The organism is Streptomyces sp. VTCC 41912, assembly GCF_045799175.1.
Taxonomy (GTDB): Bacteria; Actinomycetota; Actinomycetes; order Streptomycetales; family Streptomycetaceae; genus Streptomyces; species Streptomyces albulus_C.
Window position 1 is genome coordinate 79,391 of the sequence record NZ_JBJMAB010000023.1, and the last position, 24,827, is coordinate 104,217.

The 24,827-nt window shown below is 73.7% G+C and carries 15 protein-coding genes; 8 read left to right on the plus strand and 7 right to left on the minus strand.

Going from position 1 to position 24,827, the window contains the following annotated elements; all coding sequences use genetic code 11:
* Nucleotides 1-50: 50 nt before the first annotated feature.
* Entirely contained in the window at nt 51-764 is a 714-nt protein-coding gene (locus ACJ6WD_RS27260) for a TetR/AcrR family transcriptional regulator (RefSeq protein ID WP_233659451.1), read from the plus strand.
* Nucleotides 765-847: 83 nt separating this feature from the next.
* Here ACJ6WD_RS27260 and ACJ6WD_RS27265 read toward each other — a convergent pair whose 3' ends face one another.
* On the minus strand, nt 848-2,818 hold the full coding sequence (locus ACJ6WD_RS27265; RefSeq protein WP_376441822.1) for a glycosyltransferase family 2 protein: 1,971 nt from the start codon (nt 2,816-2,818) through the stop codon (nt 848-850).
* A gap of 147 nt (nt 2,819-2,965) precedes the next feature.
* Between ACJ6WD_RS27265 and ACJ6WD_RS27270 the strand changes: the two genes are divergently transcribed.
* The 3 genes from ACJ6WD_RS27270 (at nt 2,966) to ACJ6WD_RS27280 (ending at nt 7,206) form a co-directional block, all read left to right on the plus strand.
* Entirely contained in the window at nt 2,966-5,644 is a 2,679-nt protein-coding gene (locus tag ACJ6WD_RS27270) for a YfhO family protein (protein WP_331249705.1), read from the plus strand.
* 84 nt (nt 5,645-5,728) lie between these two features.
* On the plus strand, nt 5,729-6,715 hold the full coding sequence (locus ACJ6WD_RS27275) for a glycosyltransferase family 2 protein (RefSeq protein WP_407616713.1): 987 nt from the start codon (nt 5,729-5,731) through the stop codon (nt 6,713-6,715).
* Nucleotides 6,715-7,206, plus strand: a complete 492-nt coding sequence (locus ACJ6WD_RS27280) for a GtrA family protein (RefSeq protein ID WP_407616714.1) — start codon at nt 6,715-6,717, stop codon at nt 7,204-7,206. The genes ACJ6WD_RS27275 and ACJ6WD_RS27280 overlap by 1 nt, the downstream gene beginning before the upstream one ends.
* Here the strand turns inward: ACJ6WD_RS27280 and ACJ6WD_RS27285 are convergent.
* On the minus strand, nt 7,167-9,350 hold the full coding sequence (locus ACJ6WD_RS27285; protein WP_331249707.1) for a PIG-L family deacetylase: 2,184 nt from the start codon (nt 9,348-9,350) through the stop codon (nt 7,167-7,169). The genes ACJ6WD_RS27280 and ACJ6WD_RS27285 overlap by 40 nt on opposite strands.
* A 334-nt stretch (nt 9,351-9,684) precedes the next feature.
* Between ACJ6WD_RS27285 and ACJ6WD_RS27290 the strand changes: the two genes are divergently transcribed.
* Nucleotides 9,685-11,352 (plus strand): serine/threonine-protein kinase, encoded by a 1,668-nt coding sequence (locus tag ACJ6WD_RS27290; RefSeq protein WP_407616715.1) that lies wholly within the window; start codon nt 9,685-9,687, stop codon nt 11,350-11,352.
* Between the two features lie 76 nt (nt 11,353-11,428).
* Here the strand turns inward: ACJ6WD_RS27290 and ACJ6WD_RS27295 are convergent, their stop codons facing one another.
* A complete protein-coding gene (locus ACJ6WD_RS27295; protein ID WP_233659378.1) occupies nt 11,429-12,070 on the minus strand; it encodes a TetR/AcrR family transcriptional regulator in 642 nt (213 codons plus the stop codon).
* A gap of 163 nt (nt 12,071-12,233) precedes the next feature.
* Between ACJ6WD_RS27295 and ACJ6WD_RS27300 the strand changes: the two genes are divergently transcribed.
* Together ACJ6WD_RS27300 and ACJ6WD_RS27305 are read left to right on the plus strand one after the other, a co-directional pair.
* Nucleotides 12,234-13,175, plus strand: coding sequence for an ABC transporter permease (locus tag ACJ6WD_RS27300; RefSeq protein ID WP_407616716.1), 942 nt, complete (start codon nt 12,234-12,236; stop codon nt 13,173-13,175).
* A gap of 4 nt (nt 13,176-13,179) precedes the next feature.
* Nucleotides 13,180-13,983, plus strand: a complete 804-nt coding sequence (locus tag ACJ6WD_RS27305; protein ID WP_407616728.1) for an ABC transporter ATP-binding protein — start codon at nt 13,180-13,182, stop codon at nt 13,981-13,983.
* A 201-nt stretch (nt 13,984-14,184) separates the two neighbouring features.
* On the opposite strand, the gene ACJ6WD_RS27310 is transcribed toward ACJ6WD_RS27305, so the two are convergent.
* The 3 genes from ACJ6WD_RS27310 to ACJ6WD_RS27320 all read right to left on the minus strand — a co-directional run bounded on the left by ACJ6WD_RS27310 (nt 14,185) and on the right by ACJ6WD_RS27320 (nt 20,842).
* A complete protein-coding gene (locus tag ACJ6WD_RS27310; protein WP_407616717.1) occupies nt 14,185-19,146 on the minus strand; it encodes an NAD-glutamate dehydrogenase in 4,962 nt (1,653 codons plus the stop codon).
* Nucleotides 19,147-19,570: 424 nt separating this feature from the next.
* Nucleotides 19,571-20,233, minus strand: a complete 663-nt coding sequence (locus ACJ6WD_RS27315; protein WP_376445880.1) for an HAD family hydrolase — start codon at nt 20,231-20,233, stop codon at nt 19,571-19,573.
* 102 nt (nt 20,234-20,335) lie between these two features.
* The gene (locus ACJ6WD_RS27320; protein ID WP_016573116.1) at nt 20,336-20,842 is read right to left on the minus strand and encodes a DUF6912 family protein; all 507 of its coding nucleotides are present in this window, start codon (nt 20,840-20,842) and stop codon (nt 20,336-20,338) included.
* Between the two features lie 278 nt (nt 20,843-21,120).
* Here ACJ6WD_RS27320 and ACJ6WD_RS27325 point away from each other — a divergent pair, with 278 nt between their 5' ends.
* Nucleotides 21,121-21,864 (plus strand): Rv3235 family protein, encoded by a 744-nt coding sequence (locus ACJ6WD_RS27325; RefSeq protein ID WP_376445851.1) that lies wholly within the window; start codon nt 21,121-21,123, stop codon nt 21,862-21,864.
* Nucleotides 21,865-21,960: 96 nt separating this feature from the next.
* Here the strand turns inward: ACJ6WD_RS27325 and secA are convergent, their stop codons facing one another.
* Nucleotides 21,961-24,783 carry a preprotein translocase subunit SecA gene (gene secA / locus ACJ6WD_RS27330; RefSeq protein WP_233659373.1) on the minus strand — a complete coding sequence of 941 codons (2,823 nt, stop codon included), beginning with the start codon at nt 24,781-24,783 and terminating at the stop codon, nt 21,961-21,963.
* Nucleotides 24,784-24,827 lie beyond the last annotated feature (44 nt).

Sequence of the window (24,827 nt, forward strand, 5' to 3'; positions counted from 1 at the left end):
AACCTATTCTCGTACTGTGTACGAGAATAGCGGATGCTTGGATGGGACGAATGGACCCCCAGCAGCTCTGGCTGACCCCCGACCGCCCCCGGCGCGGACGCCGCCCCGCCTTCAGCCGCGAGGCGGTCACCGCGGCGGCCGTCGAGCTGGCCGATGCCGAAGGGCTGGACGCGGTCACCATGCGACGGGTCGCCGCGCAGGTCGGCGCGGGCGTCATGTCGCTCTACAGCTACGCCCCCGACAAGGAGACGCTGGTGGACCTCATGGTCGACCGCGTCAACGGCGAACTCCCCGTCACCGGCGCGCTCTTGGGCGACTGGCGCACCGACCTCAAGACCGTCGCCCACCACCAACGCGCCTTGATGCTCCGCCACCCCTGGCTGCCCGCCGCCCTGTCCACCCACCGCAGCCTCGGCCCGCACGCCCTGGCCTTCCTGGAACACGCCCTCGCCGCACTCCGCCCCACCGGCCTCGACGGCGCCGCCAAACTGGAGGTCTTCAGCCTCCTCACCGGCTTCGTCGCCTCGCACGTCAGCCACGAACTCACCCGCGCCACCACCGCGCAATCCCCCGACCGGGCCGCCGCCGAGGCCCGCTACCTCACCACCGTCGCCGCCGACGGCCACCACCCGGAGCTCGCCCGGGCCCTCGCCGCCCCCGGCCGCCCCCTCACCCCCGAGGCCACCTTCACCCGCTTCCTGGACCGGCTGGTGGACGGCCTGGACACCGCACCCGAGGCACCGACGGGACGGCACCGCCCCTGAGCCGCCGCCCCGTCGGAACGGGATCCGGCGGGCGGCGTGCACGGCGGACCGGCGTGCGGACCGGGCGTCCGGCCGATGCCCGGCTACGGCACCCGGAGCGTCAACGGGCCCGTGCCGTCGGCCGATTGGACCGGCAGCTCGCGGCGCAGGCCGCCCGCGGTGAGACGGAGGGCGACCCGCCAGGTGCCCGGCGGGCCGCTGCGCAGGCGGGCCCGGGCGCGGTAGCGGTCGCCGGCGGCGCGTTCGACGGTGGTGCGCAGGGCCACGCAGCGGGTGGCGTCGCGCAGCACGAACTGCAGGCCGGCGTCGGCGGGGCAGCCGGGGAGCGTGACGCCCGCGGCGACCGTGGCGCGGCCGGTGCGGGCGCAGGCCGCGGCGCCCCGCAGGTCGGCGCCGAGCGGGCGGCGGGCCCCGTCGTGGTCCAGGTCGAGGTGGAGGTGGCCGTGCGGGGAGGAGAGGAACAGCGCGGCGACGGTGGGACCGGCGGGGCCGTGGCTGACGACCCGCGGGGCGGTGTCGGTGGCCGCCGCCCCGCCTTCGGGGACGAGCCAGGCTTCCCGGCGGACGGTGGCGGAAGACGGGGTGTCGGCGGCGCCCCCGGCATCCGGCACCTCGGGCGCCGCGGCGTCCGCGGCGTCGGTCCCGTGCGCCGTGACGGCGATCTTCAGGCCCCAGACGCCGTCCGCCATCGGGGCGCCGTGGACCGCGGTGGCCGGGTCCAGGGCGGCGTGCCAGGCGCCGTCGGGGCCGTACGTGGCGGGGACGCCGACGTGGGCGCCGCTGCGGTGCAGGACCACCTCCACGCGGTCGGCGCCGACGGCCCGCAGTGTGGCGCTGCCGTGGAGGTGCAGGACGCCGCCGACCCACTGGAGGTCGGTGAGGCGCTGCTGCACCCCGATGCGGGAGGTGAGGTCGTACAGGGCGTCCGGCAGGGGGTGGTCGGGGTCGCGGAAGTGGGGGTACGCGGCGTAGGCGCGGCCGTCCTGGAGGTGGGGCGGGCCGGGCGTGCGGCCGGTGTCGGCCCGGACGACGGCGGTCAGTTCCGCGTCGAGGCCGGCGCGCAGGCAGTGGGCGCGGAGGCGGAGGCCGGGCGGCAGGGCGGCGAGCACCCGGTCGGTGAGGTAGCGGTCGACCAGGGGGCGGGCGGCCTCGCGCATCGCGCGGCGACCGGCCTCGTCCCGGGCCAGGTAGGGGGCCGCGAACGGCATGAGTATCTCGCCGTGGAAGTGGCGGACCATGAGCGTGTCGCGGTCGGGGCCGGGCGGGACGCCGGCGGCGACGTCGGCCAGCACGGTGTCGATGTAGGCGAGGTAGGCGGGCCAGTCCATGTCCTGGCGGGAGGCGTTGCTGTCGTCGTCGCGGCCGTGGAGGTAGTAGCAGTCGTAGTCGGCGAGGACCGAGACGGTGTCGGCGCGCAGCAGGGCGGCGATGCCGAAGGGGAGGTCCTCGGCGAGCAGGCGGCCCTCGACGAAGCGCAGCCGGTGGCGCTCGACGAAGGAGCGGCGGAAGAGCTTGTAGGCGGCCAGGCTCCAGTAGACGGGTGAGTCGAAGAGCGAGACGCGGGGGTTGGTGGTGCGCAGGTCCACGGGGGCGCCGCGGCCCTCGGCGCCGACGATCCGGCCGTAGACGACGTCGGAGTCGTGCTCTTCGGCCATCCGGGTGAGGCGGGCCAGCGCCTCGGGGCCGAGGTGGTCGTCGGAGTCGAGGAAGAAGACGTAGTCGCCGGTGGCGCGGTCCAGGCCCACGTTGCGGGGTTTGCCGGCGCCGCCGGAGGGCGGCTGGTGGACGACGGTGAGCCGGGGGTGGGTGGCGGCGGCCGCGTCCAGCCAGGCGCCGCTGCCGTCGGTGGAGCCGTCGTCGACGGCGATGACCTCGATGCGGTCCGGGGCGAGGGTCTGGGCGAAGACCGAGCCGAGGCTGCGGTCGAGGTAACGCCGGGTGTTGTGGACCGGCACGATCACGGTGACGGTCGGGGCCGGCCGGCCGGGGGAGGCGGCCTCCTCCGGATGCGCGGAGTGGGTGGGGCTGGTGGGGTGTGTGGGGTTGTCGGACACGGGAACAGTGGCCTCCGTTCCTTTCTGCGGGTCCTCGCCCTACCCCGCCCCCACCGGGGTAAAACGGACTATCAAGACATCAAGCCATATAAATCGTTTGCTGCCTGTCTGAGCGCGGGACACCGCGCCGACCTCGGAGGAGCGCCGGTGAGCCCGACACCTTCCGCACCCCAAGAGGGGACCCGGGCCCGCGAGGTTGCCCGCACCCCGCCCGGCGCGACGTGCGCCACACCCACGGGCCGGACCCGCTGGCGCCGGCCGGCCGGGCCCGGACTGGCGGCGCTGCTGTCCATGGCGGCGTACTGCCTGGCGCTGACCGTCCACGGCAGCTACCCCTTCGGGCCGCGCTCCCGTGCCGTCAACGACCTCGGCAACCAGTTCGTGCCCTTCCACGCCCGGCTGTGGGACCTGCTGCACGGCACCGCCCACGGGGACCTGTTCGTCAACTGGGGCAGCGGGTACGGCGTGCCGTTCCTGGCCGACTTCGTCACGTACCTGATGAACCCGTTCTCGCTGCTGGTGGGGGCGTTCCCGCGGGCGCTGGTGGACCTGCCGGTGTTCTTGGTGACGCTGCTGAGCATCGGGCTGGGCGCGGCGCTGATGACCGTCCTGCTGGGGCGGCTGCGCCCCGGCCCCGGGTGGCTGCGGGCGCTGCTGGCGGTGGGGTACGGGCTGTGCGCCTGGGTGCTGAACGACGGGTTCGCCGATCCGATGTGGATGTGGGGGCTGGTCTCGCTGCCGCTGCTGGGGATCGCCGCGGACTGGTGCCTGCGGCGGGTGCGGTGGGTGGCGGGCACGCTGCTGGTGGCGCTCGCCTGGGCCGGGAACTTCTACACCGCGGCGATGGCGACCCTGGCCACCGGGCTGGTGCTGGTGGTGCGGCTGCTGGTGGACGACGCCGTGGCCGCGGGCCCGGGGCGCGGGCGACTGCGGGCCGCGGGGCGGGCGGCGACCATGGCCGCGGCCGGGATCGCGCTGGCCGCGCCGGTGCTGACGGTGACGCTGCGGGCCAGCCGGGCCGCCGAGCCGCCGCCCGCCGCGGTCTACCGGGGCGCGCCGCCGCTGCCGGACCTGTTCGCGCAGTTGCTGCCGGGCGGGCACGGGGCGGTGCCGGCGCCCAACGTCTTCGTCGGGGTGCCGGCGCTGCTGCTGGTGGCCGCCTTCCCGTGGGTGCGGGCGGTGCCGCCGCGGGTGCGGATCGCCTGGACACTGCTCGCGGCGGCGATCGCCGTGTCGTTCGTCTGGCGGCCGACGATCCTGCTGTGGCACGGTCTGGCGCTGCCCAACGGGAGCCCGTACCGGGCCTCCTTCGTGCTCAGCGGGGTGCTGGTGATGATCGCCTGGCTGGCACTGGCCAACCGCCCGCGGCCGCGCGAGCTGGCCGCCGGGGCCTCACTGGTCGCGGTGCTGCTGTGGTGCTGCCGGGACCGGGGCGCGGTGGGCGGGCCCACCTGGCTGGTGGTGGTCGGCGGCGGGGCGGTGGTGCTGGCGGCGCTGACCGCCCCGGCCCGGTTGCGGGCGCGGCCCGCGGGGCGGGCGGCCGTGGCCGGGGCGCTGGCCGGGGCGACGGTGCTGACCGCGGCGTACACCGCGCTCTCGGTGGCGACCGTCCGGGACGGCATCGCGTGGTTCGCGCCGAAGCTGACCCTCACCGAAGGGGCGCTGGCCAGCCGGCGGGGGCTGACCGCCCGCGACGACTGGCCGCGTTCGCGCACCGACCCGGGCCCGCACGAGTTCGCCAACAACGATCCGCTGCTGCTGGGCGGCGAGGGCGGCGCGTACTACAGCAGCTACGTGCCGGCGGCGACCGCCCGGGCGCTGCACGGCCTGGGCGCCGGCTGGTACATCCGGGGCCGGCACACGCTCAGCTTCGAGGACCCGGTGGGGCGGGCCCTGATGGCGGTGAGCAGCGCGCAGGTGCCGCCGGTGCCCGGCGGGCCGCGCGGCCGGTACGTCGTGCGGCGCGACCGGGCGGCGCCGCTGGTGACCGTGCGCCGCGGCCCGCTGCCGGGCCCGGGCGCCGGCCCGGACACCGTCTTCGCCCGCCAGGAGCGGGTGCTGGGCGCCCCCGTCTACGAGGTGCCGCGGCTGGCGCCCGGCGCGGGGCCGGGCCCGGCCCCGGAGCGGGCGCCCGGCGGCTGGGTGCTGCTGGGGCCGCGGCTGCCCACCGCACCCCCGGGTGCGGTGGCGCCCCGGGTCGGCGGCACGGTCTTCACCGCCCGGTGTGCCCCGGGCGGCGCGGTGCTCTGGTACGCGCCGTGGTTCGCGGGCGAGGTCACCGGGCCGGGGGCCGTCACCCGGTCGGTGGGCCGGTGGGACGTCACCGCCGCCCCGCTGCGGCCGCTGGGCACCGTACCGGCCGACGGGGTGGTGCGGGTGCGGCTGACCGGGGAGGGGCACCAGTACGTGCCGGAGCGGGCGGTGGGCTGCCTGCCCGCGGGCCGGCTGGACGCGGCGGTGCGGGCCCTGGAGGGGCCGGTGCGGCTCACCGCGGGCGGTCACGACCTGACGGCGCGGCTGCGCCCGGGGCGCGCCGGGTCGGCGGTGCTCGCCCTGCCGGCGGTGCCCGGGTGGGGCTGTTCGGTGGACGGCGGGCCGCCCCGGGCGCCGGGGGCGTTCGGTGGGCTGCTGGCCGTTCCCCTGGGGCCGGGGGCGACCCGGCTGCACTGCGCGTACGCGCCGCCGGGACTGGCCGCGGGGCTGGTGGCGAGCGGGGCGGGGGCGGGCGCGGTGGGCGCGGTGGCCGGGGCCGCCGCGGTCCGACGGCGGCGTCAGCGGACCGCTCCCCCGACCTGCCCGGCCCACTCCACCCCCCTTCCCAAATAGTGCGTTTCGCCCGGGTTTGTAAAACTGCCTTTCAGGGGGCGGCCGCCTCAGCCGTCCCCCGGCCCCCGGCGAAAAGGCCCGCCCATGAAGCTCTCCGTCGTCGTCCCCTGCTACAACGAAGAAGCCGTGATAGGCCGCTTCGACGCACAGCTGCGCACGGTGTTGGACAGCCTCGCGGTCGCCTACGAGCTGTGCTACGTGGACGACGGCAGCCTCGACGGGACCCTGCCCCGACTGCGCGCCCTGGCCCAGCAGCACCCCGGCACCACCCGCTACCTCTCCTTCAGCCGCAACTTCGGCAAGGAACCGGCGATGCTGGCCGGGCTCAAGGCGGCCACCGGCGACGCCGTGATCCTCATGGACGCCGACCTCCAGCACCCGCCGGAGCTGGTCGAGAAGATGCTCGACCTCTACCAGCTCGGCCACGACCAGGTCATCGCCCGGCGCAGCCGCGACGGCGACCGGCGGCTGCGCACCGTGCTCAGCCGCCTGTACTACCGCGCCGTCAACACCTGGATCGACGTCGAACTGATCGACGGCGCCGGCGACTTCCGCCTGCTGTCCCGCAAGGCGGTGGACGCACTGCTCGCGCTGCCCGAGTACAACCGCTTCTCCAAGGGGCTGTTCTCCTGGATCGGCTTCGACACCGTCAGCTTCGACTACCGCAACGCGGCCCGGGAGGCCGGCGAGACCAAGTGGCGCTTCGGCGCGCTCGTCAACTACGGCATCGACGGGATGATCTCGTTCAACTGCCGTCCGCTGCGCGCCGCCATCTACACCGGGCTGAGCCTGGCGTCGCTCGCCGCCCTCTACGCCCTGTGGGTGGTCGGCGCGGCGGTCGTCGGCGGGGTCACCGCGCCCGGCTACGTCACGCTGGTCGCCATCGTCGTGGGGCTGGGCGGCCTGCAGATGGTGATGCTGGGGCTGATCGGCGAGTACATCGGGCGGATCTACTACGAGACCAAACGGCGGCCGCACTTCCTGGTCAAGGAGAGCGACGGCGCCGCCCCGGCCCCGGTGCGCGCGCCCGCCTCCTCCGGGACCACCGCCGTCGGCCAGCGGCCCCGCTGATGCCCGGGCCGCTCGCGGCGCTCCCCTGGGGGCAGGTGGCCCGGTTCACGCTGGTCGGCGGCGTCAACACCGCCACGTTCTACGCCTGTTACCTGCCGCTGCACCGCCTGCTGCCGTACTTCGCCGCCTACACCGCGGGCTTCGTCCTCAGCCTCGTCGGGTCGTTCCTCCTCAACACCTACTTCACCTACCGCACCCGCCCCACCTGGAAGAAGTTCCTGCTCTTCCCGCTGACCCAGGTCACCAACTACGCGGTGCAGAGCGCCGGTCTGGTGGCGCTGGTGAGCTGGTGGGGGATGAACAGCGTGGCCGCGCCGCTGGCCGCGGCGCTGCTGGCGCTGCCGGTCACCTTCGTCGTCTCCCGGCGGATCCTGCGGCCGCCGGCCCGCCGCGGCGACGGCCCCGACCAGGCCGACCAGCCCGATCGGCCCGATCGGCCCGATCGGCCCGATCAGACCGAGCCGCCGGTGCGCTCCGGCCGGCCGGTCTGAGCCCGCCAGGCCAGAAACGGCGCGGTCTGTCCGGCCTTCGCCTGCCGGGCCGCGTACAGCCGGCCGTCGTTGCCGAGGGCGACGAGCACCGCCCGGCCGGCCGCGTCGGGCACCACGCCGGCCGCCGCCGAGTGCGCCAACCGGCACCGCTGCCAGGGCTTGGGCGCGGCCTGCGCCATCGCCACCCGGACGTCGCCGGCGTCGTCCCGGGCGGCCAGCACCATCCGGTCGCCGCTGCCGGTCGGCGCCAGCGCCACGCGCCCGTAGCCGCCGGCGCGTTCGCACTGCGCGGCGACCCGCCAGCTGCCGAGCGCCTTCTGCCGCTCGGCGATCAGCACCCGCGCGGTCTCCGAATGCCGGTAGGCGATCCGCACCACGCCGCCGGCCAGGGGCGCGATGCTGACCGGCCCGCCCGGCTCCGGCAGCCCGGTGGCGGCACCCGGCCGGGGCGTCTGGCCGGGCTCCTTGGACACCCAGTGCTGCACCGTGCGGACGCTGGGCGCGACCAGGTGGACGAGCCCCTCGGAGTCCACGCAGGCGTCGATCCCGTCGACGATCTGCGGGGACGCCCTGAGGGTGCCGACGCCGGCCGGCCCCTCCAACACCTCCCAGGGCGACCACTGCCCGCCGTGCGGCCCGCTGCGGTGGCCGATCCCGCCGTCCCAGGTCCGCACGAAGACGTGCACCGTGCCGTCCGGGGCGGCCACCGCGGCCGGGAAGCCGATCTCCAGCGACCGGACCGGGTCCCGCTCCGGGGAGCCCAGCGACTCCCACGCCCCGAAGGCGGGCACCCCGTCGCGGCCGGGGCCGGTCTGGCGCGCGGTGACCACCTCGCGGTGGTGGTCGACGTCGGGCCCGGGCAGCACGGTCCGGGACCCGAACAGCTGGAGGGTGCCGTCCGGGTGACGCACCGCGTGCAGCTGCCCCTGGAGCAGCTGCCCGCCGAGCCCGGTCGGTGCGCCGAACCGCCCGCTGCCCACGCCGGTCTCCGCCCAGCCGTACGCGGCCCCGCCCAGCACCGCGAACGCGGTCAGCCGGCCGTCCGCGGCCGGCCGCACCCAGGCGTTGGAGCCGGGCGCGCGCAGCCGGGTGCTGCGGGTCCAGTTGCGCGGGCTGCCGTTGAGGGCGGAGCCGTCGACCTTGCGGTCGCCGCAGCCCGCCGGGTCGGCGCAGGGGCGGTGGTCGGCCCAGCCGTAGACGTTCAGCGTCCCGGCCTTGCGGCGGGCGGTGGACAGGTCGAGGTCGTTGGGGAGCACGCCGAGTTCGTAGCCGAGGTAGTTCTCCACGATGGCCGGGGCGGGGCGGCCGTGCCCCCAGTAGCGGGCCAGCGCCGCCTGGGTGAAGTGGGCGGAGGCGGTGTGGTCCTGGTGGTCGAAGTAGCGCAGGCCGGCCAACCGGGGGTCGGGGGTGGCCAACGCTCGCTTGCCGGAGTGCACCGCGTTGGGGTCCAGGGTGCGCACGACGGTGGGCCGGACCCAGTCCAGGACCGCCGTCAGCGTGTCGGTGACCTGGTCGCGGGTGTAGCGGAACTGCCGTTGGACGGGGCTGCCCTCGGGGCGCAGCGTGGGGATCGAGTCGGTCACCCCGAGCCAGAGGCCGCGCAGGCTGGTGGCGCGCGGCTGGTAGACCGCGCGGGCCTCGACCAGCTCCAGGAAGACCAGCTGGTGCTGGGGGGCGGCGCGCAGCGTCTGGACCTCCACCTGGAAGCCGCGGAGCAGGGTGCGGGCCTCGGCGTCCCAGGCGCTCTCGCGGTCCCCGGTGGCCATCTGGGCGTGCGCGGCGAGCAGCCCGTTGACCCGGGCCCGGGCGAACGCCGGCCGGTTGGGGATCGTCCGGCGGTACAGCGCGCTGCCCCGCGGGGCGTTCCGGCCGTCGGACTCGCCGCCCGTCAGGCAGACCGTGACGGTGCGCGCACCGCTGCGGATGGCCTGCTCCAGACCCGGATTCATGAAGAACAGACCGTCGTCGGGGTGCGCGATGACGTGCAGGAACACCTGCTCGTCCGGTTCCTCGGCGGACTCCTGCTCGCGGGCCGGCGGGGCCGGGCGGGTGGTGTCGGGGGACAGCCAGGCCCACACGCCGGCCCCGGCCGTGGCCGCGAGGACGGCACCGCCGGTGGCCTGGAGCAGCCGGCGGCGCGACATCGACGGTCCTGGGGGTCCTGACCGGGGCACCTCCCCAGTATTTGCGGGCCCCGGCGATCCCGCGCGCCCGCAGGTCCGGCCCGGCCCGTTCCCCGCCCGGCCGGGCGCCCGCCGGCCGCGGACGGCAACCCCGCCGGATGGCCGTTCGGGTGAAGGCGCGTCAGCCGTCCGGCGCCGGCGGACTGCCGGCGGGACGGGCGGAGTTGACGGATCGGGCCGTCCCCCGGACGGGTGTACGGATAGCATCCCCCGGTAGTTCTCTACCGGGGGGTGGCTCCACATCAGCACGCACGACGACGTCTTCACGCCCCTGCGGCCCGACGATCCGCGGGAGGTGGCCGGCTACCGGCTGTTGGCGCGGCTCGGCGAGGGCGGCATGGGCTCGGTGTACCTCACCCGCACCCGCGGCAACCAGCCCGCCGCGCTGAAGGTCATCCGCCGGGAGTTCGGCCAGGCCCCGGACTTCCGCAACCGCTTCGAGCAGGAGGTCCGGGCCGCCCGGCGGGTGCAGGGCTACCACGTCGTGCCGGTCCTCGACCACGACACCGGCGGCGAACTGCCCTGGTTGGCAACGGCGTTCGTGCCCGGACTGCCGCTCGACGAGGCGCTGCGGGACGGCCCGCTGCCGCTGCCGGCGGTCTTCCATCTGGTCGGGGCGGTGGCCGGCGCGCTGGGTTCGGTGCACGCCGCCGGGGTCGTCCACCGCGACCTCAAGCCCAGCAACGTCCTGCTCGGCCCGCAGGGCCCGTACGTCATCGACTTCGGGATCGCCCGGGCCGCCGACGCCACCCAGCTCACCCGCAGCGGCGGCTTCATCGGCACCCCGCAGTACATGTCCCCCGAGCACGCCGGCGGCGAGCAGGTCACGCCCGCCGCCGACGTGTTCTCGCTGGGCCTGATCGCGGCGGTCGCGGCCACCGGCCGGCACCCGTACGGGGACGGCGCGGCGATCACCGTCGCCGCCCGGATCGCCAACACCGCGCAGGCCGCCCCGGACCTCGCCGACTACCCGGACGCGCTGCGCCCGCTGCTCGTCCGCTGCCTGGCCGCGGACCCCCGGCAGCGGCCGGAGCCGGCCGAGTTGGCGGAGCTGTGCCGGGCGGCCTCCGGGCGCGGGCCGCGGGACTTCGGCGACTGGCTGCCGGCGGCCCTGGCCGCCGAGATCGCCCGGCGGGAGCGCGCCGCCGGGGAACTGCCCGAGCCGCCGGCCGCCGCCCCGCCGCCGCCCGGCTACACCCCGACCCAGGGCCCGCCCGGCTACACGCCCACCCGGGGGACGGGGCCGCACGCCGCCCCGACCCAGGGAGCCACCGGGCCGGCGCCCGGCGGCCTGCACGCCATGCCCACCGTCGGCCCCGGCGCGCCCGCACCCGTCCCGGCCCGCCGCCCCGCACTGCGGGTCGCGCTCGGCGCGGTGGCGCTGGCCGCGGTGGTCGCGGTCACCTGGTCGGTGGCGCGCGGCAGCGGCACCGACGACCGGGCCGCGGGCGGGTCGGGCGGGCCCACCGCCTCGCCCACGCACCACGGGGGCGGCTCCGGCGGCCCGTCCCCCAGCGCGTCCCCCACTCCGGACCCGAACGCCGGCTACCGGGTGGTGTTCAAGGACCGCCCGTTCGCGCTGCGGGCGCCCTCCGCCGCCGGCTTCAACTACATCGACCTCGACGTCCCCAAGGCCGTGCCCGGCGCGCAGATCGACGAGTCCCCGTACGAGATCACCTACAACGGGGTGTCCGGCATCGGCCTGGAGTTCCACACGCCCATGGGCCGCAGCACCGGCCGGACCGCCCAGGCGTGCCTGGACGGCTCGCACTCCGACGTCCTGCCCGACCAGGTGCGCCGCGAGGAACTGGACAAGGGGCGGACGATCCACGTCGGCACCCTGCTGTGCACGGAGACCACGGACGGCAACCTGGCGATGATCGAGATCACCGGCATGACCCCGAACCGCGAGAGCGAGATGCCGAACTTCGCGACCAAGGTGACGCTCTGGGAGAAGAGCTGACGAGCTAGCGAAAGCCCCTGCGCGGGGCCGGCGGGCGGCGGGGATCCCGTAGGTCCGCGCCCGGCCCGGCGGGCCGCTAGTCGGCGCCCAGCGCCGCCGTCACCGATCCCGCCAGCGCGTCCAGGTAGCCGGCGGGCACCTCGTCGCGGACCACCAGCAGCCGCCAGTACAGCGGCCCGGTCAGCAGGTCGAGCGCCAGCTGGGGGTCCACGTCCGGCGGCAGTTCGCCGCGCTCCACCGCCCGGGCCACCACCGCAGCGGCCACGCCCTGCTGGCTGTCGTGCAGCGCGGTCTTCAGCGCCGCGGCCAGCTCCGGGCTGCGCGCCGCCTCGGCCAGCAGGTCCGGGATGATCTGCGAGGCCATCGGGTGCCGCAGCGCACGGGCCGCGACCTCCAGCACCGTGCGGACGTCGCCGCGCAGCGACCCGGTGTCGGGGGCCGGCAGCCCCGCCGCGGCGACCGCCGCGACCACGTCCAGGACCAGGTGCAGTTTGGAGCGCCAGCGCCGGTAGACGGCGGTCTTGCCGACCCCGGCCCGCCGGGCGATGCCCTCGATGGACATCCGCGCGAAGCCGACGGCGGCCAGTTCCTCGAAGACCGCCGCGCGGATCGCGGCGGTCTTGTCCTCCCGCAGCACGGCGGCGCCGGCCGGCGCCCGGCGCGTCCCGGCCGCCGCCGGACCGCTCCCGTTCTCGGTGCCATCCCCATCTTTTGCCATGCCTTGATCCTAGCGTCACGACGCTACGGTTGCGTTTCGACGTGGACCCGCCCTACTGTCGACGTCGCGACGATACGGCCCCGTTCCGTCGTCGCAACGGACTCCGACGTCCTCCCCGTGACCGGACTCTGACGTCCCCCGTACGCAAGCGAAAGCGGCCTCCATGCCCCAGACCCTGGCTCCCCCGGCCCCCGCCCCCGACCCGACCGACATCCGGCCGTCCGGCAGCGCACCCGACCCGGAGCTGCGCGCCCTGGCCGAACGCCACGGGCTCACGGTGAGCGGCGCCCGCCCCTCGCTGGTCGAGTACACCCGCCAGCTGTGGCACCGGCGGCACTTCATCACCTCGTTCGCCACCGCCAAGCTCACCGCGATGTACACCACCGCCAAGCTCGGCCAGCTGTGGCAGGTGATCACCCCGCTGCTCAACGCCGGCGTCTACTACTTGATCTTCGGTGTGCTGATCGGCACCCGGAAGGGCGTCCCGGACTACATCCCGTACCTGGTCACCGGCGTCTTCGTCTTCACCTTCCTGCAGAACTCGGTGATGACCGGCACCCGGGCGATCTCCGGCAACCTCGGCCTGGTGCGCGCCCTGCACTTCCCGCGCGCCTGCCTGCCGATCTCGTTCTGCCTGGCCCAGCTCCAGCAGCTGCTGTACTCCATGGCCGTGCTGGTGGTCATCCTGTTGGCCTTCGGGCAGGTGCCGACCTGGTCCTGGTTGCTGGTCTTCCCGGCGCTGACGCTGCAGTTCGTCTTCAACACCGGCCTGGCGATGGTCATGGCCCGACTCGGCAGCAAGACGCCGGACCTGGCGCAGCTGATGCCCTTCATCATGCGGACCTGGATGTACGCGTCCGGCGTGATGTTCAGCATCAGCCTGATCACCCAGGGCAAGCACCTGCCGAAGGTCGTGCTGATGCTGCTGAACGGCAACCCCGCCGCGGTCTACATCGACCTGATGCGCTTCGCCCTGATCGACAGCTTCACCGCGCACCAGCTCCCGCCGCACGTGTGGGCGTTCGCGGCCGGCTGGGCCCTGGTGGCCGGCTTCGCCGGCTACGTGTACTTCTGGAAGGCCGAGGAGCAGTACGGACGTGGCTGAGGACATGACGGAACACCACGACGGCCGCCGCCCGGCGGTGGCGGCCGAGCACCGCGCCCCCACCGTGATCGCGGACGACCTGCACATCGTCTACCGCGTCTACGGCACCGGCGCCGGCAAGGGCAGCGCCACCGCGGCGCTCAACCGCATCATCCGGCGCGGGCCCGCCACCAACGTGCGCGAGGTGCACGCCGTCAAGGGCGTCTCCTTCACCGCCCGCAAGGGCGAGTCGATCGGCCTGATCGGCTCGAACGGCTCCGGCAAGTCGACGCTCCTCCAGGCGATCGCCGGTCTGCTGCCCGCCGAACGCGGCAAGGTCTACACCCACGGCCAGCCGTCGCTGCTGGGCGTCAACGCGGCCCTGATGAACGACCTGACCGGCGAGAAGAACGTCCTCCTGGGCGGCCTGGCGATGGGCATGTCCCGCGAGCAGGTCCACGAGCGCTACGACAGCATCGTCGACTTCTCCGGCATCAACGAGAAGGGCGACTTCATCTCGCTGCCGATGCGCACGTACTCGTCCGGCATGGCGGCCCGCCTGCGGTTCTCCATCGCGGCGGCCAAGGACCACGACGTGCTGCTGATCGACGAGGCGCTGGCCACCGGCGACCGCGCGTTCCAGAAGCGCTCCGAGGCCCGCATCCGCGAACTCCGCGAGGAAGCCGGCACCGTCTTCCTCGTCAGCCACAACAACAACTCCATCCGCGACACCTGCGACCGCGTCCTGTGGCTGGAGCGGGGCGTCCTGCGGATGGACGGCCCCACGGACGACGTCCTGGAAGCCTACGAGGACTTCACCCAGGGCTAGCCAGCCCCCACGCACCCCCGTCGAGCGCCGGACGACTCTTTCGTCCGGCGCTCGCGGCATGCCGGGCCGCCCGGCACCGCCCGCCGGGCGGGCCGGGGTGCGCACCGACGCCGCACGGGCCTCTACGCACGAGCGCCGGACGGGCCTCACCAGCCCGTCCGGCGCTCGGGGGGCGACGGGGCGGCGCCGCCCCCGCCCGGTTCAGCTGTGCGTGCGCAGCAGCGTGCGCATGGTCCGCATGGCCACCGAGAGGTTCGCCAGGTCGAAGCCCTCCGACCCGTGGATCTCCTCCAGCGTGGCCCGCGCCCGCGTCAGGATCGCCGCGTTCGTCTCCTCCCACGCGGTGAACCGCTCCTGCGGCGACGCGGTCCCGTTGCCCACCGCCAGCACGTCGGAGGTGAGCGCGGCGTGCGCCGCGAAGAGGTCCTCCCGGATGGAGGCACGGGCCATCGACTGCCAGCGGTCGTTGCGCGGCAGCTCCAGGATCCGGTCCAGCAGCTGGTTGATCCGCAGCCGGTCGCCCAGGTCGTAGTAGACCTCCGCGACGGCCAGCGGCTCCTTGCCCGTCCGGTCCGCGATGGCGACGATGTCCAGCGCCGGGAAGACCGACGAGAAGCCGGACACCTGGACGGCGAGCTGCTCGGGCACCCCGGCGTCGGTCAGCTCCTCCAGGATCGTCTGGTACCACTCCAGGTCACTGCCCTGGAGCAGCTTCGGCAGCTCCGCCCAGACCTGCGCCACCCGCTCCGAGAAGAAGTCGATCGTCCCGGACAGCTCCAGCGGCTGGCGGCGGTTGTTGAGCAGCCAGCGGGTGCCGCGCTCGACCAGCCGGCGCGAGTGCAGCCGGATCCGGGTCTGCACGTCGGCCGCCACGACGTTGTCGAGTGCCTCGACGTCGTCCCAGACCTGGTTGAGCCGGAAGATCGCGCGGGCCGCGGTGTGCGCCCGGACGACCTCCTCCAGCGACGCGCCGGTCTCCTCCCGCATGCGGTGCAGGAAGCTCGTACCGCCGGTGTTGACGGTGTCGTTGACCAGCACCGTGGTGACGATCTCGCGGCTCAGCGCGTGCCCGTCGACCTGGCCGGTGAACTTCTCCCGCAGCGCGGTCGGGAAGTAGGCGTGCAGCAGGCGCTGGAGGTAGGGGTCGTCCGGCAGCCCCGTGTGGATCAGCTCGTCGGCCACCGTGATCTTGGTGTAGGCGAGCAGGACCGCGGTCTCCGGCTGGGTCAGACCGCGCCCGGCGCTCAGCCGCTCCCGGATCTGCCGGTCGGTGGGCAGGAACTCCAGGGCCCGGTCCAGGTGCCCGTCGCGCACCAGGCGGCGCATGAAGCGCTGCTGGGCGTGGAGCATGCTGGAGGACTGGGCGAGGGCCAGCGCCAGCGCGGTGTTCTGCGCGTAGTTGTTGCGCAGCACCAGCGAGCCGACCTCGTCGGTCATCTGGGCCAGCAGCTTGTTGCGCTGCTTGACCGTCATGTCGCCGTCGGAGACGACGGAGTTGAGCAGGATCTTGATGTTGACCTCGTGGTCGGAGGTGTCCACGCCGGCGCTGTTGTCGATCGCGTCGGTGTTGATCTTCCCGCCGGCCGTGGCGAACTCGATCCGGCCCAGCTGCGTCAGGCCCAGGTTGCCGCCCTCGCCGACGACCTTGACCCGCAGGTCCTCGCCGTTGACCCGGATCGCGTCGTTGGACTTGTCGCCGACGTCGGTGTGCGTCTCCGTCGACGCCTTCACGTAGGTGCCGATGCCGCCGTTCCACAGCAGGTCCACCGGGGCCTTGAGGATGGCCTGCATCAGGTCGGCGGGCGTCATCTTCTTCACGCCGGCCTCAAGGCCCAGCGCGGCCCGCACCTGGGCGTTGATCGGGATGGACTTGGCCGACCGCGGGTGGATGCCGCCGCCCTGCGACAGCAGGGCGGTGTCGTAGTCCGCCCACGAGGAGCGCGGCAGCTCGAACAGCCGGCGGCGCTCGGCGTACGAGGTCGCCGCGTCCGGCTTGGGGTCGAGGAAGATGTGCCGGTGGTCGAAGGCGGCGACCAGCCGGATGTGCTCGCTGAGCAGCATGCCGTTGCCGAAGACGTCACCGGACATGTCGCCGACGCCGACGACGGTGAAGTCCTGGGCCTGGGTGTCGTGGCCCAGCTCGCGGAAGTGCCGCTTGACCGACTCCCAGGCGCCGCGGGCGGTGATGCCCATGCCCTTGTGGTCGTAGCCGGCGCTGCCGCCGGAGGCGAACGCGTCGCCCAGCCAGAAGCCGTAGGACTCGGCGACCTCGTTGGCGATGTCGGAGAACGTCGCGGTGCCCTTGTCGGCGGCGACCACGAGGTAGGTGTCGTCCTCATCGTGCCGGACGACGTCCTGGGGCGGGACGACCTCGCCGGCGACGAGGTTGTCGGTGATGTCCAGCAGACCCGAGATGAAGGTCTTGTAGCAGGCGATGCCCTCGGCCAGCCACGCGTCGCGGTCCGCCGCCGGGTCCGGCAGCTGCTTGCCGACGAAGCCGCCCTTGGCGCCGACCGGCACGATGACGGTGTTCTTGACCATCTGCGCCTTGACCAGGCCGAGGATCTCCGTGCGGAAGTCCTCCCGCCGGTCCGACCAGCGCAGACCGCCGCGGGCGACCTTGCCGAACCGCAGGTGGACGCCCTCGACGCGGGGCGAGTACACCCAGATCTCGTACGCCGGGCGGGGCGCCGGCAGATCGGGGATGGCCTGCGGGTCCAGCTTCATGGACAGGTAGGAGTGCGGCCGGCCCTGGCTGTCCCGCTGGTAGTGGTTGGTGCGCAGGGTCGCCTTGATGACGGTGAGGAAGGAGCGCAGGATGCGGTCCTCGTCGAGGGAGGCGACCTGGTCCAGGGCGCCGTCCAGCTCCTCCAGCAGCCCGTCGATCAGCTCGGTGCCGGCGCTCTGCCGCTCCGGCGACATCCGCGCCTCGAAGAGCGAGACCAGCAGCCGGGTGGTGTGGACGTTGTTGGAGAGGGTGTCCTCCATGTACGTCTGGCTGAACGTCGAGCCGGCCTGCCGCAGGTACTTGGCGTACGCGCGCAGCACCATCGCCTGGCGCCAGTCGAGCCCGGCCCGCAGCACCAGCTGGTTGAAGTCGTCGCTCTCGGCGGCGCCCGTCCACACCGCGGTGAACGCCTCCTGGAAGCGCTCGCGGGCGTCGTCGCCGGAGAGGTGCTCGGGCATCCGCAGGCCGAAGTCGTAGATCCAGGCGAGCGTGGCGTCGGCGCAGCGCAGCTCGTGCGGGCGCTCGTCGACGACCTCGACGCCCAGGCGGTTCAGGCCCGGCAGCACCTTCGACAGCGAGACCGGCTCGCCCCGACGGTAGATCTTGAAGCGGCGCTCGCCGGGGCCGGCGTTGACCGGCTCGTAGAGGCTGACCGCGATGTCGTGGCCGGGCTCCTCGGTGAGCTTCTCCAGGTGCTGGAGGTCGGCGACCGCGCTGCGCGGGTTGTTGTCGGCCTTGTAGCCCTCGGGGAAGGCGTGGGCGTAACGGCGCAGCAGCTCGGCGGCGCGCTCCTCGCCGACCTCGGCGGTCAGCGCCTCGGCGAAGCCGTCGGCCCAGGAGCGCGCGGCCTCCACCAGCCGGGCCTCGACGCGGTCCACGTCCGCGTCGGTGAGCTCGGACAGGGCGGTGCCGGGCTCGACCCGGATGAGGAAGTGCAGCCGGGACAGGACCGACTCGGTGTTCCAGGCGGTGAAGTCGACGCTGGTGCCGCCCAGCTCCTCCTTGAGGATGTCGATCAGCCGCAGGCGCACGGCGGTGGTGTAGCGGTCGCGCGGGAGGTAGACGAGGGCGGAGTAGTAGCGGCCGTACTCGTCCTGGCGGAGGTAGAGCCGCAGGCGTCGGCGCTCTTGGAGGTAGAGCACGCTGGTGGCGATGGACCGCAGCTGGTCGGCCGGGATCTGGAACAGCTCGTCGCGCGGGTAGGTCTCCAGGATCTGGAGCAGGTCGCGGCCGTCGTGGCTGTTCGGGGTGAAGCCGGCGCCCTCCAGGACCTCGGCGACCTTGCGGCGGATCACCGGCACCCGGCGGACGGACTCGGTGTACGCGGCCGAGGAGAACAGGCCCAGGAAGCGGCGCTCCCCGATGACGTTGCCCGCCTTGTCGAACTTCTTCACCCCGACGTAGTCGAGGTAGGAGGGCCGGTGGACGGTGGCGCGGCTGTTGGCCTTGGTGAGGATCAGCAGCTTGTGCTCGCGGGCCTTGGCGCGGGCGTCCGCCGGCAGCCGGTTGAACGACGGCGAGACGGGGTGGCCGGCGTCGCTCTCGCGGTGCGCCGGGTCGGAGCGCAGGATGCCCAGGCCGGTGCCGGGGACCGCGGTGAGGACATCCTCTTCCGTGCCGTCGTCGCAGGGCGCGCAGGCCAGCTCGTACTCGCGGTAGCCGAGGAAGGTGAAGTGGTCGTCGGAGAGCCAGCGCAGCAACTCCCGGGCCTCCTCGACCTCCTCCGCGCGGATGTCGTCGGCGATCGGCTCGGCCGGCAGCTCCTCCGCGATCCGCAGGGCGGTGGAACGCATCTTGTCCCAGTCCTCGACGGCCTCGCGGGCGTCGGAGAGCACCCGCAGCAGATCGGCGGTGATCTGCTTGAGGTCGTCCTTGTCGGTCTCCCGGTCGATCTCGACGTGGATCCAGGACTCGACGACCGCGTCGTGCGGCAGCTCCGCGACCTTGCGACCGCCGCCCGCGCCGTGCATCTCGCCGTTGACGTCGAGGATCTCGATCAGCTTGCCGGTGACGTCCCGGCGGACGAGGAGCTGCGGGTGGATCACGACGTGGATGCCGCGCCCCTGCCGCGAGAGCTCGTTGGTGACCGAGTCGACCAGGAAGGGCATGTCGTCGGTGACCACCTCGACGACGGAGTGGCTGCTCGTCCAGCCGTTCTCCTCGACGGTCGGGGTGTGCACCCGCACATTCGCGGTGCCCTGCGGCCGCTGCTCGGCGAGACGGTAGTGGGAAAGCGCAGCACCGAAGACGTCGACCGGGTCGCGGTCGGCGAGGTCCTCGGGGGCGGTGTGCAGGTAGTAGCGCTGGAGGTATCCCGCAAGGGTGTCCGGGTCCAGCCCGCGCACCGGGGGCTTGCCCCCGGCCGGACTGCTCTCACCTACCCGGGTGGCCCTCGCGAGCAGCTCGTTCTTGGCTTCGTCCAGCTTGGTCTGCATGTCCTCTGGCTCCTGTCGCGCGCCGTTGCGTGACGTTGTGGCAAAACGTGGGAAGGGCTGTGGAAGCCGCACAACGCCAGCACGACGCGGGGTGTCCTGTCGCTGTCGACGCTATGCCGCGGTGGGGGAAGGCCGAGCCGCCGTCGACGAGTTTTGACGAAGTCGACATGGATTGGCGGCCGCAACGATCAGCAGTCGCCCGGTCACGGTGGTGTCCCGGGCGCTCGGCGGGGGCCTTGCCGCCCCCGCGGACTATCGCGCTGATCACGGTGCAAGGCTATCTCTCCCGGCAACTGCCCCGTTATGCGCCGTGCACGTAAAACCACACCCTTAACTTGGCCCTTCTGGACAATGGGGCGCCGGGGTGGCGTATGTAGCGCGAACGGCCTGCGGGGCCATCCCGGAGGATCGGGACCGGCCGGCCCTACGCCGCGATCTCCTCCGCGACCTGCACGGCCTCGGTGAGACTGTCCACCACCGGCACTCCGGCGGCCGTCAGACTGCTGCGGCTGTGCGAACCGCCGGTGTAGAGGACCGCGCGGGCCCCCGCGTCACGGGCGGCCACCGCATCGTCGACGGCGTCCCCGATCACCACCGTACGCCCCGGATCGACGCGCCCCAGTGCCGCCAGGTGACGGACCATCTGCGCGCTCTTCGAACCCCCGGACGGTCCCGTGCGGCCCTCGACCCGGACGAAGCGCGAGGCGATGCCCAGGTCGTGGACCAGGGGTATCAGCTCGTCGTGGCCGAACATGCTGAGGATCGACTGGCTCCGCCCGGCCGCCTGCCAGGACGCGAGCAGCGTCTCGGCTCCCTCGGCGAGGCCGCAGCCCGCCCGGTGCTCGGTGTAGTACCGGTGGAAGGTGGCGTCCATCACCAGCCACTCGGCCTCGGTCGGCAGCCGCCCCATCAGCCGCTCGTAGAACCGCGGCACCGGAACGCAGTACAGCTCGCGGTACCGCTCCAGCGTGATCGGCTCCAGGCCGATCTCCGCGAAGGCGGAGTTGGTCGCCGCGATCACGGCGTCGATGTCGTGGAACAGGGTGCCGTTCCAGTCCCACACGATGTGTGCGGTGGGCTTCGCCATGCCGTCCCCCCGGTCCTTCGCCCGCGCAGTTGCCATGGAAAGACGGTACCCGCCGGCACTGACAACGGCGCCGGGCAGGCGTTCCGACCACCGCGCCGGGCGTCACCCCAGCAACTGCGGGATCTCCTGCACCCCGAACCACATCAGGTCGTGGTCCTCGGCACCGTCCACCGTGAACTGCGCGTCGTCGTCGCCGAGGTCCGCCGCGCCCAGCGCCGCCGCGGCCGCCGCCACGTCGTCGGTCGCGTCAGCGCCGTCCACGTGCACCGCCGCCGCCTTCGCCAGCGGCACCGGCCCGGCGATCCGCACCTCGCCCAGCGCGGACTGGTCCAGCCCCCGGTCCGGGTCCACGGCCGCACTGCGGTCCGGCACGTCCACCGCCACCACGACCCGCCGCCGGGGCACCTCCGGATGCCCGGCCAGCAGCCGCAGCGACGCCTGCGCCGCGCGGTTCAGCGCCGCGTACTCCAGCTCCTCGATGTCGTCGGAGACGTACCACTCCCGCAGCGCCGGGGTGACGGCGTACGCGAGCAGCGGGCCGGTCCCCAGCTCACCGCTCTGGTGTGCCGCAGCGAGCCCGGAAAGCGTCAGGGGGACGTAGACACGCATAACAGCCGCTCTCGCTAGATCCAGAACAATGCCCAGCCAGCATACGGCCGTGCGTCCCCCTTCGTGCCGCCCCGGCGCCTCCCGTCGCACCCGGCCAGCGGCCCTCCACCGCCCCGGCCCCGGCCCGCGATCCCGGGCGCGCGCCACGGACGGGTGAATGTCTGGCGCCGCGTGCGGCCGGCCCGCGCGCCTTGCTGCGCCCGATGCCCACCGACAAGATCCACACCACGAGCTACCGCCCGGTAACGACGCCGGGCCCGGCACGAGGGGGCACCGCGATGACCGACACCACCCGCGAGCACACCGCCGCGACCGGCGCCACGACGGGCGCCCGCCCGGCCCCGACGGAACCGGCCCCGCGGCCGGACGGCACGCCACCGCACCCGCCCGCCACCCCTCCGGCACCCGCCCCGACCGTTCCCCGCCCGCGCCGCTCCCCCACCGACCGCGCGCCGGCCACCCCGCCCGCGCCGGCACCCCCGCCCGCCGCACCGCGCCGCGGCACACCCACACCCCGCCGCGGCACCCGCCGCCCGGCCGGCGCCGCCGGCCGCGGCCCCGGCTCCCCCGGCAACCGCGGCCCCACCCGCACCCCACACCTCACCCGCACCCCCACGCAGCGCCGCCCGACCGCCACCCGGGACACCCCGCTGCCCACCCCCGGCGCCCGGCACCGCGCCCTGGAGAACCGCCCGCACCTGTGGTTCGCCCACCAACTCCTGCTCGCCCTGAGCGGCCAACGCCCCGTGCACGCCCTCCTCGGCCACGCCCTGCCCGCGGCCTACGACCGGCTCGCCGAACTCGCCCCGCTGTCGCCCCTGCGCCCGTACCTCGCCCCCGGCCTGCGCGCCCCCGTCCCGGCCCTGCACGCCTGCGGCCTGTGCCGCCCCCGCGACGGCGTCATCGAGGCGTTCGCCCGCATCACCACCGGCGCCCGCCTGCGCGCCCTGGCGTTCCGCCTGGAACGCGGCGGCGACGCCCGCTGGCGCTGCGCCGCCCTCGACCTCGGCCCCGTCCCCTAGCCACCGCACGCGAAGAGGGCGCCCCGGCCGCTCACGGCCGGGACGCCCTCCACTTCCGCCTCCGCACCGCGGAGCGGACCGCTCACCTCATGCGGCTCACTTCTTGCGGCGGCGCCCCGCGCTCTTCTGCGCCTTGCGCCGCTCCGCACGCGTCAGCCCGTCGGCCTCCGAACGGGCCGGACCCTCGCCGTCCGCGTCGCTGACGAAGTCGCCCTCGACGACGCTGCCGTCACCGTCGACCTTCGGCGCGGTGAAGTGCAGCCGGTCGGGCCGCTGCGGCGCCTCCAGGCCCTTGGCGTGGATCTCCGGACGTCCCGCACCGGCCGCCGCCGGGACGGCCTCCTCGGCGACGTCCGCGGACTCCTCCACCGGAACCTCCTCGACCTGCTGCTCCACCTGGACCTCCAGGTTGAACAGGTAGCCGACGGACTCCTCCTTGATGCCCTCCATCATCGCGGTGAACATGTCGAAGCCCTCGCGCTGGTACTCGACCAGCGGGTCCTTCTGGGCCATCGCCCGCAGGCCGATGCCCTCCTGGAGGTAGTCCATCTCGTAGAGGTGCTCACGCCACTTGCGGTCCAGGACCGACAGGACCACGCGGCGCTCCAGCTCCCGCATGATCTCCGAGCCGAGCTGCTCCTCGCGGGCCGCGTACTGCTCGTGGATGTCGTCCTTGATGGCGTCGGCGATGAACTCGGAGGTCAGGCCCGCGCGGTCGCCGACCTCCTCCTCCAGCTCCTCGATGGTCACCTTGACCGGGTAGAGCTGCTTGAACGCGCCCCACAGGCGGTCCAGGTCCCACTCCTCCGCGAAGCCCTCGACGGTCTCCGCCTGGATGTAGGCGTCGATCGTGTCTTCCATGAAGTGCTTGATCTGGTCCTGGAGGTCCTCGCCCTCCAGGACCCGCCGGCGCTCGCCGTAGATGACCTCGCGCTGGCGGTTGAGGACCTCGTCGTACTTCAGGACGTTCTTGCGGGTCTCGAAGTTCTGCTGCTCGACCTGCGACTGGGCGGACGCGATCGCCCGCGTCACCATCTTGTTCTCGATCGGCACGTCGTCGGGCACGTTGGCCATCGCCATGACCCGCTCGACCATCTGGGCCTTGAACAGCCGCATCAGGTCGTCGCCCAGGGAGAGGTAGAACCGCGACTCGCCCGGGTCGCCCTGTCGGCCGGAACGACCGCGCAGCTGGTTGTCGATGCGCCGCGACTCGTGCCGCTCGGTGCCCAGGACGTAGAGCCCGCCGAGCTCCTTGACCTCCTCGAACTCCGCCTTGACGGCCGCCTCGGCGCGCTCCAGGGCGGCGGGCAGCGCGGCCGCCCACTCCTCCACGTGCTCGACCGGGTCCAGCCCGGCCTGGCGCAGCTCGGTCTCGGCGAGGTCGTCGGGGTTGCCGCCGAGCTTGATGTCCGTACCGCGGCCGGCCATGTTGGTGGCGACCGTCACCGCGCCCTTGCGGCCCGCCTGGGCGACGATCGTCGCCTCCCGGTCGTGCTGCTTGGCGTTGAGGACCTCGTGGGCGATGCCGCGGTTCCTGAGCTGCTGCGAGAGGTACTCGGACTTCTCGACCGAGGTGGTGCCGACCAGGATCGGCTGCCCCTTGCCGTGCTTGTCCGCGATGTCCTCGACGACCGCGTCGAACTTCGCGGGCTCGGTGCGGTAGATCAGGTCCGCCTGGTCCTTGCGGACCATCGGCCGGTTCGTCGGGATCGGGACGACGCCGAGCTTGTAGATCTGGTGGAACTCCGCGGCCTCGGTCATGGCCGTACCGGTCATGCCGGAGAGCTTGCCGTAGAGGCGGAAGAAGTTCTGGAGGGTGATCGTGGCGAGCGTCTGGTTCTCGTCCTTGATCTCCACCCCCTCCTTCGCCTCGATGGCCTGGTGCATGCCCTCGTTGTAGCGGCGACCGGCGAGGATGCGGCCGGTGTGCTCGTCGACGATCATGACCTCGCCGTCGATGACGACGTAGTCCTTGTCGAGCTTGAACAGCTCCTTGGCCTTGATCGCGTTGTTGAGGTACCCGACCAGCGGCGTGTTGACCGACTCGTACAGGTTGTCGATGCCCAGCCAGTCCTCGACCTTGCCGACGCCGGACTCGTGAATGCCGACGGTGCGCTTCTTCTCGTCGACGTCGTAGTCACCGGTCTCCTCCACGCCGCGCTGCGGGTTGGCCGGCTCGCCCCGCTTGAGGCGCTGCACCAACTTGGCGAAGTCGCCGTACCACTTGGTGGCCGAGTCCGCCGGACCCGAGATGATCAGCGGCGTACGGGCCTCGTCCACCAGGATCGAGTCGACCTCGTCGACGATCGCGAAGTTGTGGCCGCGCTGGACCAGTTCGTCCCGCGACCAGGCCATGTTGTCGCGCAGGTAGTCGAAGCCGAACTCGTTGTTGGTGCCGTAGGTGATGTCGCAGCCGTACTGCTCGCGGCGCTGCGCCGGCGTCATGTCGGCCAGGATGCAGCCCACGCTCAGGCCCAGGAACTTGTGGACCCGACCCATCATTTCCGAGTCGCGCTCGGCGAGGTAGTCGTTGACCGTGATCAGGTGGACGCCCTTGCCGGACAGCGCGTTCAGATACGCCGGGAGGGTACCCACCAGGGTCTTGCCCTCACCGGTCTTCATCTCCGCGACGAAACCGAGGTGCAGGGCCGCACCGCCCATCAGCTGCACGTCGTAGTGCCGCTGGCCGAGGACCCGCTTGGCGGCCTCGCGGACCGTAGCGAACGCCTCGGGCAGCAGGTCGTCGAGGCTCTCGCCGTCGGCGTAGCGCTGCTTGTACTCGTCGGTGAGCGCCCTCAGCTCGGCGTCGGAGAGGGCCGCGAAGTCCTCCTCGATGGAGTTCACCTGGCCCGCGATGCGGTGCAGCTTGCGCAGGATCTTTCCTTCGCCTGCACGCATGATCTTCGTCAAGACGGACACTTGGGCTGGTCTCCTTGCCGGTCGGGCCTGCACGGTCGAGTGCG